The organism is Sphingorhabdus sp. (genome assembly GCF_044239005.1).
Lineage (GTDB): Bacteria > Pseudomonadota > Alphaproteobacteria > Sphingomonadales > Sphingomonadaceae > Sphingorhabdus_B.
Window position 1 is genome coordinate 1 of the sequence record NZ_JBIICH010000012.1, and the last position, 13,185, is coordinate 13,185.

The 13,185-nt window shown below is 56.8% G+C and carries 13 protein-coding genes and 1 tRNA gene; 5 read left to right on the forward strand and 9 right to left on the reverse strand.

Annotated features, from left to right (window positions below):
* Positions 1-553: TonB-dependent receptor plug domain-containing protein (locus ACILQA_RS01805; protein WP_395628145.1), on the reverse strand; the 553-nt coding region annotated here is incomplete at its 3' end.
* A gap of 243 nt (positions 554-796) precedes the next feature.
* Between ACILQA_RS01805 and ACILQA_RS01810 the strand changes: the two genes are divergently transcribed.
* Together ACILQA_RS01810 and ACILQA_RS01815 are read left to right on the forward strand one after the other, a co-directional pair.
* Positions 797-2,143 carry a polysaccharide lyase family 1 protein gene (locus ACILQA_RS01810; RefSeq protein WP_395628146.1) on the forward strand — a complete coding sequence of 449 codons (1,347 nt, stop codon included), beginning with the start codon at positions 797-799 and terminating at the stop codon, positions 2,141-2,143.
* A 10-nt stretch (positions 2,144-2,153) separates the two neighbouring features.
* A complete protein-coding gene (locus ACILQA_RS01815) occupies positions 2,154-2,540 on the forward strand; it encodes a cupin domain-containing protein (RefSeq protein ID WP_395628147.1) in 387 nt (128 codons plus the stop codon).
* Between the two features lie 6 nt (positions 2,541-2,546).
* Here the strand turns inward: ACILQA_RS01815 and ACILQA_RS01820 are convergent, their stop codons facing one another.
* The 5 genes from ACILQA_RS01820 to ACILQA_RS01840 form a co-directional block, all read right to left on the reverse strand.
* Positions 2,547-3,938, reverse strand: coding sequence for a carboxylesterase/lipase family protein (locus ACILQA_RS01820; protein WP_395628176.1), 1,392 nt, complete (start codon positions 3,936-3,938; stop codon positions 2,547-2,549).
* A gap of 34 nt (positions 3,939-3,972) precedes the next feature.
* Complete coding sequence (locus ACILQA_RS01825; RefSeq protein ID WP_395628148.1) at positions 3,973-4,983, reverse strand: PfkB family carbohydrate kinase; 1,011 nt, start codon at positions 4,981-4,983, stop codon at positions 3,973-3,975.
* Between the two features lie 9 nt (positions 4,984-4,992).
* Complete coding sequence (gene kduD, locus ACILQA_RS01830) at positions 4,993-5,748, reverse strand: 2-dehydro-3-deoxy-D-gluconate 5-dehydrogenase KduD (RefSeq protein WP_395628149.1); 756 nt, start codon at positions 5,746-5,748, stop codon at positions 4,993-4,995.
* Between the two features lies 1 nt (position 5,749).
* The gene (locus ACILQA_RS01835) at positions 5,750-6,388 is read right to left on the reverse strand and encodes an RpiB/LacA/LacB family sugar-phosphate isomerase (RefSeq protein WP_395628150.1); all 639 of its coding nucleotides are present in this window, start codon (positions 6,386-6,388) and stop codon (positions 5,750-5,752) included.
* An 85-nt stretch (positions 6,389-6,473) separates the two neighbouring features.
* Positions 6,474-7,526 carry a LacI family DNA-binding transcriptional regulator gene (locus ACILQA_RS01840; protein WP_324479328.1) on the reverse strand — a complete coding sequence of 351 codons (1,053 nt, stop codon included), beginning with the start codon at positions 7,524-7,526 and terminating at the stop codon, positions 6,474-6,476.
* 152 nt (positions 7,527-7,678) lie between these two features.
* On the opposite strand from ACILQA_RS01840, the gene ACILQA_RS01845 reads away from it, so the two are divergent.
* The 3 genes from ACILQA_RS01845 to ACILQA_RS01855 are packed head-to-tail and all read left to right on the forward strand — an operon-like array spanning position 7,679 to position 11,253.
* Positions 7,679-8,467: a 2-keto-4-pentenoate hydratase gene (locus ACILQA_RS01845; protein ID WP_395628151.1), complete on the forward strand. Its 789-nt coding sequence runs from the start codon at positions 7,679-7,681 to the stop codon at positions 8,465-8,467.
* A 23-nt stretch (positions 8,468-8,490) separates the two neighbouring features.
* Complete coding sequence (locus tag ACILQA_RS01850) at positions 8,491-9,768, forward strand: MFS transporter (RefSeq protein ID WP_395628152.1); 1,278 nt, start codon at positions 8,491-8,493, stop codon at positions 9,766-9,768.
* A 3-nt stretch (positions 9,769-9,771) separates the two neighbouring features.
* Entirely contained in the window at positions 9,772-11,253 is a 1,482-nt protein-coding gene (locus tag ACILQA_RS01855; RefSeq protein ID WP_395628153.1) for a UxaA family hydrolase, read from the forward strand.
* A gap of 38 nt (positions 11,254-11,291) precedes the next feature.
* On the opposite strand, the gene ACILQA_RS01860 is transcribed toward ACILQA_RS01855, so the two are convergent.
* From ACILQA_RS01860 to ACILQA_RS01870, 3 genes are all read right to left on the reverse strand, one after another.
* Positions 11,292-11,963 (reverse strand): nitroreductase, encoded by a 672-nt coding sequence (locus ACILQA_RS01860; RefSeq protein ID WP_395628154.1) that lies wholly within the window; start codon positions 11,961-11,963, stop codon positions 11,292-11,294.
* A gap of 122 nt (positions 11,964-12,085) precedes the next feature.
* Positions 12,086-12,161, reverse strand: a tRNA-Thr gene (locus tag ACILQA_RS01865).
* A 109-nt stretch (positions 12,162-12,270) separates the two neighbouring features.
* A complete protein-coding gene (locus tag ACILQA_RS01870; RefSeq protein ID WP_395628155.1) occupies positions 12,271-13,167 on the reverse strand; it encodes an MJ0042-type zinc finger domain-containing protein in 897 nt (298 codons plus the stop codon).
* Between the last annotated feature and the right edge of the window lie 18 nt (positions 13,168-13,185).

Below are 13,185 nucleotides of genomic sequence, written 5' to 3' on the forward strand. Positions count from 1 at the left end.
TATTCAGGTCGACAACCGCGCCCAGCGAACCTTCGTCAAGCGATGCTTCGGCTGTTTTACGAACCACAAGGCTGCTGAAGAGTTCCGATGCAAATACGTTGAAATCGAAAGCACGGTCGCGGTTTGCAGCCGCGCCGTCTGTCGAGGTCGCAATGGTCTCCATGCCGTTGACGCGTACGCGCGTGAACTGCGACGAGAGACCACGAACCGTGATTGACCGGCCTTCGCCGCCATCACGGCTGATCGAAATGCCGGGAATACGCTGAAGCGATTCCGCAAGGTTTTGGTCAGGGAATTTTGCAATGTCTTCGGCCACAATCGCGTCGACTGCAGCGACGGAATCGCGCTTCAGGTTCAACGCAGCTTCCAGCGAAGCACGGAAACCGGTGACAACAATTGCATCACCTTCTTCTGCAGGTGCAGTTTCAGCGGCAGCATTTTCGGCTGCGGCGTCTTGCGCATGGGCTGTGCCTATTGCCAACACGCTCAGTGAAACCGCCGACAAGAATTTCGTCGCATTTTTGCTAAATTCGCGCGATCCAGATTTAATCATTCCCACTTCCCTTCCCAATTACCGGTATTGATACCGGTGTCTTTTTGATTCGAGACGCGATGAAATCCAGCGCATCCCCTTCGTTCCGGCTGCGTATTTTAACGCTATTTTGCCGCTTTTAGTAACTTCAGGCACCTGTCGGGCGATGGGCAGTTTGACCCAAACGCACTTAAGGTAACCGGTGTCATTTATACGTTGCTGCGAACTGGGCTTCATGTCAAGATAGCTTCCAAGGAGATGAATATGCTTATTCGGATGTTGTTGCTTTTGGGCCTCACTTGGGCCGCGGTTCCAGCACAGGCTGAAACGCTTGCGTTTCCTAGTGCCGTCGGTTGGGCCAAGGAAACCGTCGGCGGACGCGGCGGGCAGATAATTCGTGTCACCAGCCTTGCGGCAGACGGGCCCGGAACGCTGAAAGCGGCCATCGAAACAAAAGGCCCGCGGATCGTCGTGTTCGAGGTTGGCGGTGTCATCGACCTCAAGCGCACGTCACTTGAAATCAAAGAGCCCTTCCTGACCATCGCAGGACAGACAGCGCCCTCACCCGGCATTACGATTATCAAAGGCGGCATCGATGTGCGCGGTCATGACGTCATCATCCGGCATATCCGCGTCAAGACCGGCGCAGACGGACAGGCAAAGCGCAGCGGCTGGGAAGCGGACTCTTTGTCCACCGTGGCGGCACATAATGTGATCATTGACCACTGCACCTTAAGCTGGGGCATTGACGAAAACATGTCGGCAAGCGGGCCACGCTTTACCGGAAAAACATTGGAAGAATGGCGCAACGGAACCAGCCGCAACATCACCTTTTCCTACAATCTGGCAGCCGAAGGCCTTGCCGATACCAGCCACCCAAAGGGCGAGCATAGCAAAGGCTCGCTCATTCATGACAATGCGACCGGCATCCTGTTTTACCGCAACATTTGGGCGCATAATGTCGAACGCAGCCCGTTAATCAAGGGCGGTGCACAGGCGGCGATGATCAACAATTTGATCTACGACCCCGGCAAGCGCGCGATGCATTATAACCTGATGGCGCTCGAATGGGCTGGCCAGCCTTATGTGACAGGCGAGATGACAGCCGTCGGCAACGTGATGCGCGCTGGTCCCTCCACCGATGAGAATTTGCCGTTTCTCATGCTCGGCGGTGACGGTGATCTGCGCTATCATGGGCGTGACAACATTGCGGTCGATAAATTCGGCAATCCATTGCCAATGTTCGGCCGCTATGGCGAAACCCGCGCCAGACTGATTGAAGTAAAGAAACCGGTTATCTGGCCATCGAACATTGCAGTGCTCCCTGCGCGGGATGTTGAAACCCATGTGCTGGCCAATGCGGGCGCCCGTCCGTGGGATCGGGACGCAGATGATATCCGCGTGTTGTTTTTCATCGCCGAGGGGCGCGGGGAAATCATCGACGATGAAACAGAGGTTAGCGCCTATCCATCACCCAAGCCGACAGCAGCGCCATTTGTAGAGGCCGATTGGAACCTTGACACTATGGAACCCAAATCCGGTCTCTATCCCGGCCAAAAGGCACCGGCGCAGGAAACCATGTCGGCACGCGATCGCATTATGCGCCAGTGAGCAACGGCATATGATTTTCTCTCTGCTCATGCTCATGGCAGCACCGCCGATGGTCGTGGTCAACGAACGCGATGTTGTTCGGCAGGAAGCGCCACCCCATGGCGCAATCGGCATGAGCACCGCCTATCGCATTAGCGACGTTGTGCCGCAGCCGCGGACGATGGAATTTCGCAAACGGGTGTTGCACAAGGGCGCGGCCATCGGGCTGCACCCCATTGCGCATGACGAAGTCTATTATGTCCTGTCGGGCGAAGGCGAAGTCACCTCCGATGGCGTTTCGCAGCGGCTACGCCCAGGGATGGCGGCGTACTTATATAACGGCGCTGTGGTGGGTATAAGGCAAACGGGTAACAAACCCCTCAGCCTCATCATTAGCTACCCAGTTACGCCCAAATAGGGACCTTCAAGTACCGGGCTGAATATAGGGAATGCGCGCAAATAGTTCGCGTTCCCATTTACGCGGATCATTCTCCACGCGGCTGTTCGTGTCAAAGATCATCGTTTCGCGCTTCGCCAAACTATAGGTTTGCCAGCCGGGATTACCGGTGCGTGCAAAGCGCACAAACGCATCCATGATCCGCACGCTCATGGCCTGCTGTTCCGTGGAGGGTTCGGGAACGGTTCCGAACGATAGCCCGATATCGTCGGTGTGCTTGGCCTGTTCAAAATCGAGCTGATACACAAAGGCGGGGGCGCCTGCTTTGGCGCGTTCTTCTGCCTCTATAACCTGCCCACGCCAGCTGCGCGCGGTGGTTACGATGCGGTGGAACAATTCCAATGGCGCAGCATCCGGATATCGCGATCTGAATTGCCGAACCACCCATTCGGGCTGCGCATCAATCCGCATTTCCGGCGCAATGCGGCGCGCCAGATTGTCGAAATCAAGCCCGAAAAATTGCTTGGCATTCGGCGCGTAAAATGCCCGCGATTCCAGCACCGTATTCCCCAACATCATGGGAATATCCAATGATTGCGGCGCAGCGTCTGGCCAGAATGGATGCCGGTGCAAATGACGCATATCCAGCACGGGCCCCATATACACGCCGCCGCCCAATATCGGATCTTGCGCCGACAAGGCAGCAACCAGCTGTTCCGCCGACACTGTTGCCGGGTCTTGGCCGTTCAGCGCGGCCTGAAGCGCGGCCGCACGCTTCTCCGCATTTAACGGGCCTGTCGCGGTTACCTGCTGGCCGCTCATGGTAATGGCCTTATGGAACAGGCCTTTGGCAGAAGGCATTGCCATCAACGTCGCAATTTTCGCGCCACCCCCCGATTGGCCAAAGACGGTCACATTACTAGGGTCACCGCCAAATTCGGCAATATGCGCCTGAACCCATTGCAGCGCGAGGATGAGGTCCAGTTGGCCGGCATTGCCGCTGTCGGGAAAACGTTCGGGCAAATATAAATAGCCAAAGGCGTTGAGCCGGTGATTGACGGTCACGACAACAACATCGCCATGCGTAGCCAGCGCCGCGCCGTCATTTACAGGGTCCGTGACGCTTCCCGTTGAATAGGCTCCGCCATGGAAATAGACCATGACCGGTCGGGGCTGCTTTGACTTTGCCTTCGGGGCCCACAGATTGAGGAACAGGCAATCTTCGCTTGCCGGAAGGTAACGGTTGCCGGGCTGCGGACAGGCCGGCCCGAATGACGCAAAATTGCCAGCCGAGGGCGCGACAAATGGCACAGCGCGCGGCGCAGCGAAGCGTTCGGCGACGCCGTATCTTATCCCTTTTAAAATGCGGAGATGTGATTGCATTTTAGACGCATATGTCGGCACCGCAGCGATGGCCATTGCCCCGCCCAAAACAGCCCGGCGGCTGAAATGGTTAGCGCCGAACGTCAAGATTTCCGTCAACGAACGCGTCGATGTCAGCCTGCCCAAACAAACTGGCATCACCCGGCAATGAATGTTTGAGGCAAGTCAGCGCAAGGCCCGTCTTCGCCAAAGCGCCGGCATCGCCGCCCGCGAAATGCGCATGCAGCACACCCGCGGCAAAGGCATCACCTGCGCCAATGCGGTCGATGATTCCCGTCACATCAACCTCATCGGTTTGCGCAAAGCTGTCGCGCAAATCGACACGCGCGGACAATTGATGATGATCGGCACTGACGAGATGCCGCGCGGTCGACGCAATCAGTTTTAACGATGGGAATGCATCAAAAGCAGCCTGTGCCGCTTCGCGCCTGCGATCGGCACCGTCGCCAGAGAAATCCTTACCCAGCACCAAAGATATATCGCGGTGATTGCCGAACAATATATCCGCCATGCCGATCAATTCGCTCAAGATCGCGCGCGGGTTGCTGTCCCAACGTTCCCACAACATCGCGCGATAATTGCCATCGAACGAAATCGGCACGCCCAGTCGCACCGCCGCTTTTGCGGCTGCTAATGCGGCCTCGGCAGATTGCGGCCCGAGTGCCGGCGTAATACCCGACAAATGCAGCATCTGTGCATCTGCGAGCAATTCATCCCAATCAAAGTCCGCTGCCGTCGCCTGCGCGAAGCTTGAACCCAAGCGGTCATAAACGATTTCAGAAGCACGAAGCCCCGCGCCCTGCGCCAGAAAATACAGACCCATGCGCCCGTCGCGTATCTGGACCTTTTTGCAGTCTACGCCATGCGCGCGGATCGATGACACCGCGCCGCGCCCCAACGCATTGTCGGGAACTGCGCTGATCATTGTCGTCGCATGCCCCAAATGCGCAAGGCCAACGGCAACATTTGCCTCGGCACCACCCACTTGGATATCAAAGGATGGCGACTGCATAAGCAGCTCCCGCCCCGGGGCCGTTAGCCGAATAAGCAATTCACCGAAGAAAACGACTGGCTTTGACATTACCGGACGTTAGCGCGCCAACCAGCCGCCATCAACGGCCAGAATGTGGCCATTGACATAGTCAGCAGCAGACGACGCCAAAAACACAGCCGCACCGCCAATATCTTCGGCCTTACCCCAACGTCCGGCGGGAATGCGCTCAACGATTTGACGGTTACGGTTTTCATCGGCTTGCAGGGCTGCCGTATTATTGGTTTCGATATAGCCCGGTGCGATCGCGTTTACATTAATGCCCTTTGCCGCCCATTCATTGGCCATCGCCTTGGTCAAGCCGCCCACGCCAGATTTTGACGCGGTGTAGCTTGGCACGCGAATGCCGCCCTGAAAGGTAAGCATCGACGCGATGTTGATGATCTTACCCGAACCTTGCGATATCATGCCTTTGGCCGCAGCCTGCGATAGGAAGAACAAGGTTTTAAGATTGGTGTCGATCACCGCATCCCAATCTTCTTCGGTAAAATCTAAAGCATCATTGCGGCGGATGATCCCGGCGTTATTCACCAAGATATCCAGCCGCCCGAACGCCGCCTGTGTTTCATCAACGACGCGCGCGACAGGCTCAATAGAAGACAGGTCGGCGGTTATGTTCACCGCCTTGCGTCCATTTGCTTCGATCAAGGCCAGCGTTTCTGTCGGTGCGGAGCGACCCGCGACGGCAACATCAGCGCCTGCTTTTGACAAGGCGACGGCAATTGCCTGACCAATGCCCGTATTGGCACCAGTGACCAGCGCCGTCTTACCCGAAAGATCAAATGGCGCGGTCATATCAGGCTGCTACGCTCCGCAGATAGGCGGACATTTCTTCATCCTGCGAATTGGCATAGAAATATTCGGCGAAACGTTCACCGGCAATCGCCGCCTTCAGCAGATCCTGATCAACCGTTTTGAGAACGGTCAGCATGTCGCGGCAAGATGCTGCCTTTACATCCTTCAATATGCTCCGGTTTGCAGCCATGAAGTGCGCGCGCTCTTTGGGGTAACCCGCACCGCCTTCATTTTCGAAAATCTTGCGGTAGCAATCTTGCAGGTTCAGTTCGGCCGCCCAGCCAAAGCCTTTTGCATAAGGCATCGACATCGCGTTGCCGTCGTTGATCTGGCTGAACAAGAACGCATCAGTCGGGTCGATCACAAGGCCACAGAACACGCCTGGCATTGCGTTACACGCCAACATGGAACCCATTCCGGTGCCACAACCCGTCACGACAAAATCAGCCGCTTTGGAGTTCAGCAAAATGCCGGCAAGCAAACCGTTCATCACATAAGTCAGCGAAGCGCTATCCTCTGCGCTATACATGCCATAGTTGAATACCTGATGGCCCAATGGCTCTGCGACTGCAGTCAGTGCATCGTTGATGATGCTGTTCTTAGCCGCTTGGCTATTTTCGGTGATCAGAGCGATCTTCATAAAATATCCTTTCCCGTCAAACCCAATGGTTTGTTATCAAAATCTGCAATGAAGGTAACCGGTGTCATCTGCAAGTGCAATATCGTCATTTCATCGGCGGAGCGACCGAACCGCGCCGCACGAGCGTCGACACGAAGGTCGATGGCTCTTGATCCTCTGGCGAGACAGATGTCGCATCGCCGATGATCTTAAGTGCCGCCGACCGGCCCATGGCAACAATGGGCCAACGCACCGTTGTCAGCGGCGGCCAAACCCGAGCGGCAATGGGCGTGTCATCGAATCCAATGATCGACAATTCTTCCGGTACGGCGATGCCGCGTGACCGCGCCGCGAACAGCACGCCTGCGGCCATTTCGTCGTTACACGCAAAAATCGCCGTCGGCCGCGGCTGCAAATCAAACAGGCTTTCGGCCGCAGCAATGCCAGATTCAAACGTATATTGCCCATCGGCGATCAGGCTGCGGGGTAGCTTTATACCAGCTTCGGCCAATGCGAATTCAAACCCGTCGCGCCGTACTTGCGCCGAGTTGAAACCATGCGGCCCGGAAATCAGCCCGATGCGGCGATGTCCCTGCGCGATCAGGTGGCGAGTCGCCTCAATCACCGCATCTCTGTCATTAGACGCAACCATATGATCAGGATCGTCCAACACGGACGATCCCATGCGCACATATTTGCAGTTCACCTCTTCACACAGACGCGCGAGGGCATCTATTTCCGAAATAGGTGGCAACAAAACGACGCCATACAGCCGTTGCCGCACCAAAAAGCTGCGCACATCGTCAAGCATGTCAGGCGAACTCCTGTCCACCGGACGGACAACAAGTTCAAAGTCTGTGTCTCGCAGCGCCTCCAATATGCCTTGCTGCATATTGAGTATCATCTGCGCATTCGGGTTGTCGTGGACAAGGCCAATAAGGAAATTGCGGCCCAAGGCGAGCGCACGCGCTTGTGGATTGGGGACATAGCCCGTTTCGCGAATAACTGCCTCAATCTTTTCCCGCGTATCATCATGCAAGGAGCCAGAGCGGTTTATGACGCGGCTAACGGTCTTTTTTGACACCCCGGCAAGCCGTGCGATATCATTGATCGTCGGCTTTGCCGCCGCCTTGTTCCGAGGTTTTGGGACGCTCTTCATATAGACTGCATAGCAAGAATTACATATCGATACAGCAAAAGTTGCGCACAATATCCGGCGCATCCTTGCAAATGACACCGGTTTCCCATAACAACCACCATAACGGAATTTTCAATGAGGGACGCAGATTATATCTGCGCAAACGATCGCCCATGATAGCAACGAATATTGCCAACCAATTTGTTGCAGCGCGGCGTCACGGCCGTCATCTGCCGGAATATCCTGGCCCCATACCGGAAAGCTTGTCGGCTGCTTATGCGGTTCAGGACGCGGCAATTCATGCGACCGGCCAGTCTGTCATTGGATGGAAAGTTGGGCGGATTTTCCCGCCGCTGTCTGAAAAATTTGGCGCAAACCGTCTGGCTGGCCCGATCTTTACCTCGCACACTTTGTCGGCAGATGCAGTCGCGTCTGGCAACATATTCACCGGCGGATTTGGCGCAGCCGAGGCCGAATTTCTGATCAAGATCGGCTCCGACCTACCGCTTGGTAAGCATGATTACACGCTGGAAGAAGCAGAACGCCAAATCGAGGCGATTCATGTCGGTATCGAAATTGCAAGCTCGCCTTTGCCCACCATCAATGAGCTGGGACCAGCTGTGACCGTTTCGGATTTCGGCAATAATAACGGTTTGATCATTGGTCAGGCGATACCCGACTGGCAGAACAGCAACTTTGCCGACTGGGTCGTTCGGTTGGAAATTGATGGCACTGTCGCCGGAAGTGGCTCGGCCAACAGTTTCCCCGATGGCCCGCTCGGCTCCGTGCGCTTCCTGCTCAACAATTTGGGTGAACGCGGCATCGCCATCAAAGCAGGAACATGGATTTCATCGGGCGCTGTGACAGGCGTGCATCAGGTTACGCCAGGACAATCGGTACAGGCATTTTTTGACACATCATTGTTGGTAAGCTGCACAATAGAGGCCGCGCCAATCGTCTGAATACATCTATGAGAGGATGATTTATGGAGACCGCTGCAATTCCGGAACGAACCGGCCGATATCGCTGGGCGATCATCGCCCTCTTATTCTTCGCAACGACGGTCAATTATATTGACCGCACGATGCTCGGGCTGCTCGCGCCCACGCTTCAGACCGAGTTAAATTGGAATGAGGACGATTACGGCAATATCGTCACCGCATTTCAGGCGGCATATGCGCTTGGATTTTTGTTCATGGGCTATGTCATTGACCGGTTTGGCCCGAAGATTGGGTACTCGATTGCCATAACGATCTGGACGATAGGCCATGTCGCCCATGGCTTTGGTGGCTCGGTCGCCTCGTTCATGGCCGCTCGCGCCGTTCTGGGCATCGGTGAAGCAGGCCACTTCCCGGCCGTTGTCCGTTCCAGCAGCGAATGGTTCCCGCAAAAAGAACGCGCTTATGCCATCGGTTGGGTCAATTCGGGTACGACAATTGGTGTCATCCTGACCGCGCCAACCTTGTGGCTGTTTATGCAGGCGCTTGGTTTTGGCTGGCGCGAGACATTTATTTACTCCGGCCTATTCGGCGTTGTCCTGCTTGGGCTTTGGCTGTGGTTGTACAGCAACCCGCGCGAAAGCGGCAAAGTCAGCGAAGGCGAGCTCAAATGGATTGAACATGATCCGCCCGAAAAAATCGAAAAAATCGGCTGGAGCCGGATTGTCCGCAAGCGCGAAGCATGGGCTTTTGCCAGCGCAAAGTTTCTGACCGACCCGGTTTGGTTCCTCATGCTGTTCTGGCTGCCCAAATATTTCAGCACGACCTATGACGTTGACCTTAAGGTCGTGCTGTTGCCGATGATCATTATGTATCTTCTGTCCGATGTCGGCAGCATTGCGGGCGGATGGTTCTCATCACGGCTTATTCAACAGGGACGGACACCGAATTTCGCACGCAAGGTCACCATGATTATTGCCGGCCTCTGCGTGCTGCCACTGCTCTTTGTCACGGGTGTCAGCAACATGTGGCTCGCGGTTCTGCTGATCGGCATCGCACTGGCCGGGCATCAGGCATTTTCCACCAACCTGCTGTCCATTCCGCCAGACATGTTCCCGAAACGGGCCGTGGGCAGCGTGATTGGTCTCGGAGGATTTGCCGGCGGTGTTGGCGGCATGATTATGGCGAAGTCGACGGGCTTGGTTCTTGATGCGACGCAGGGCAATTACACCATCATCTTTGCGATGTGCACCACGGTGTATTTCCTCGCGGTTGCGGCCATCCATTTGCTGTCGCCGCGCCTTGCAAAGGTTGAAGTGCAATAGGCGATGGCGCCACGCTTCATCATTGCCAATGCGCGCGATAATGTTGCGATAGCCATTGCTGACCTTGCCGTCGGCGATGTCCTGACAGATGGGTGCATCGTCGTCGAACCCATATCGGCCGGTCACAAGGTAGCCTTGACCGCGATTGCCAGCGGCGACGCGGTCATCAAGCTTGGCCAACCCATCGGCCTTGCGTCTGAAGCCATTGCCGCGGGTGCACATGTGCATAGCCACAATTTGCATTTCGCGCGCACGGCGGCGGGCAGTGAGACCGGGGTAGACCTACGCGCCCCCGAACCGGCCGAGGCCAGCTTCGACGGGTTTGTTCGTGCCGATGGGGCCGTGGGTACACGCAACTTCATCGGCATACTGACCTCGGTGAACTGTTCTGCGACGGTGGCGCGCCGTATTGCGGCCCATTTCACTCCGGAACGTCTGGCCGCCTTTCCTTATGTCGACGGCGTCGTCGCCTTCACCCATCATTCGGGATGCGGCATGGCAAAGGACGGCCGCGGCATTGAAAATCTGCGTCACACCATCACGGGATACGCCACCAACCCCAACTTCGCCGGCGTCCTTTTGGTAGGGCTTGGCTGCGAAGTGAACCAAATTCAGGATATGCCCGGCTTTCGCGGGGATACGCTGAACATTCAAGACGCGGGCGGGACTGCTGCGGCGATCAGCGCAGGCATAGAGATTGCGGAACGCCTTGTGCGCAGCGCCAACTTATGTCGCCGCCAATCGGTCTCTGCGGCCAACCTCACCATCGGTCTGCAATGCGGTGCGTCCGACGGCTATTCCGCGATTACCGCAAACCCGGCGCTTGGTGCAGCAGTCGACCGGCTGGTGGCCGCAGGCGGCCGCGCCATCTTGTCCGAAACACCGGAAATTTATGGCGCCGAACATCTGCTCGTGCGCCGGGCCATGTCGCCAGACGTTGCGGATATACTCGCCGATCGGCTTGTCTGGTGGGAGGAATATGCAGCGCGCGATGGCGCAAGCCTCGACAACAATCCGTCGCCGGGGAATAAGGCAGGCGGCATCACCACCATTCTCGAAAAATCCTTGGGCGCGGTTGCCAAAGCAGGCTCAACACCGCTCAACGCGGTCATTGACTATGCCCGAACAGTGACGGCTCCCGGCCTGACGTTCATGGACTCGCCGGGATATGACCCATGCTCTGCCACGGGCCAGATCGCAGGCGGCGCGCATTTGATTTTGTTCACGACGGGGCGTGGCTCGGTCTTTGGATCGATCCCCTCGCCGACCATCAAACTTGCATCCAACGCTGCCCTCGCACAAAATATGGCGGACGACATCGACGTGGATTGCAGCGGCATATTGGACGGCGTCAGCGTCGATGACATGGGCGCGCAGATATTTGCCCGCATTCTGGAAACCGCCAGCGGCCAAAAAACCGCGTCGGAGTTGCTTGGCCTTGGCGAAAACGAATGGGTGCCGTGGATACCCGGCGCAACATATTGAATGGAGGCGCGCTTAATCAGCGCGCCAACGCGCAGCCCTTAAAAACCCATGAAGCGCACATTGCCTTCAACCGGCTCACGCTGACGATCAAAAGCATTCACCGCAGCCTCTTCATCGCGGTAGCCAATGGCAATGCCGCAGAAGAAAATATGCGTTTCATCGGACACGCCGATGAATTCCTTGATAAGCTTTGCATGCATGGCGAGGAATTCTTGCGGGCATGTGTCCAAACCTTCGCCACGCAGCAGCAGCATGATTGTTTGCAGCCACATGCCAACATCTGACCATTGCGGCGAACCCATGCGGCGGTCGAAATAGCACATCAGCACCGCAGGCGCTTTGAACGACATGACATTGTTGTGCACGAATTGACTGCGCGCATCGGCGTCGGCACGGCCAATACCCATTGCCTGATACATCGACGCCCCAACTTGTTGCAGGCGCGCCTTACATTCCGGGATGACTTCCGGCTCGGACCATGAATATTCGGGCGGGTTCTGCATCGGCGATGCCAGCATCTTCTTCTGCAGTTCCGCAAGCGGCTCCCCGGTGAGGATCGTTGCCTCCCAAGGTTGGAAGTTACAGCCAGAAGGCGCCCACCGCGCCGTATCCATGACCCGGTGCAACACATCCAAGGGAACGGGATCGGGCTTAAACGCCCGGATGGAACGGCGGGAAAGTACGGCTTCGCTAACAGTCAGATTGGTCATACCGTCCCACCTGCCGCGCAAGTCGCGATTGGTCAAGCTGAAGTGACTTATGTACTGAATAAACAGTCAGTTGCTGCACGGCTGGTTTCAAACCGGCGAGACCCAGTAGTGAATTAGGGAAATGGTGCCGCCTATAGGATTCGAACCTACGACCCCCGCATTACGAATGCGATGCTCTACCAACTGAGCTAAGGCGGCGCTGGCCTGTTGGCCGTGGGGAGCGCATAGCCAAGTGCGTCTGTGAGTTCAAGTGACCTTGTGTCAAATACGCGGACCGCATGAAATGCACGTGTGAAATAGCGTGCCGTTATTCGCCGGACAGGACCCAGCCGACGCTGATTTCTTTGGCAGCCAGCGGAACGTCGAGCCGTGCCTCGCTAAAATCGACCTTTTCTCCGGGGCCAAGCGTGCGGGTCTTTGCCTTCATTTTCCAGCTGTAGACGGACCGGCCACTTGCATCCTTTAGCGTGACCAGCATTTCTGGCACATTTTGCTCCACGGCTGTCGGATTAACGATACTGCCGCTCGCGATGAAATAAGGCGTGCCATCTTCGCGTTCGTTGAGTTCGAGATTGTCGTTCAAAACAATGGTCAGATCGGGTTCCGCGGCCGCGTTTGACAAGCCGATTTCAGGCATTCCGAAATAGGATATCGCGCCGCCAATGGCCGCCACCAAAATGGCAAAGGCGACAGCCGCCATCGTCCATATCTTGGCCGGATTTCGGCGGGCCTTGAACGGTGGCTCATGGGCAAAATGGCTCGGCGCAGGCGCATCGTCCAATAATCCGCCGCGCGGGACAGAGGGTTCCGCAAAGGCGGCGTCGCCTTTGGCGGGTCCAGCGCGCATGTCGGCAAAATTTGGAAATGCAGGTTCCGTCGCGTCGGCATCATTTGTGCGTTCTGCGTCCACCGCACTTGGCGCAACGAATGGCGGGGGCGGAGGTTGCGGAACGGGTGCGGGCGCGGGTTCGCCCACGGGTGTAGCCGGTTGCACCGCCTGCAATGGCGGTGTTGCCTCGGCGGGTGGCGCGCTCTGCGTGTCCACGGGTGCAACAGCGGCGGCTGCTGGTGCTACCTGTGGCGCAACCGCCGCCTGAAACCAGCTATGTTTGCAGTTGGCACAGCGCACTTGGCGGCCGTCAACCCCAACGGCATTGTCAGGGACAGCATAACGTGTGCGGCAGGATGGACAAACGAGCAGCATCTCTGCGCATAAACAGCA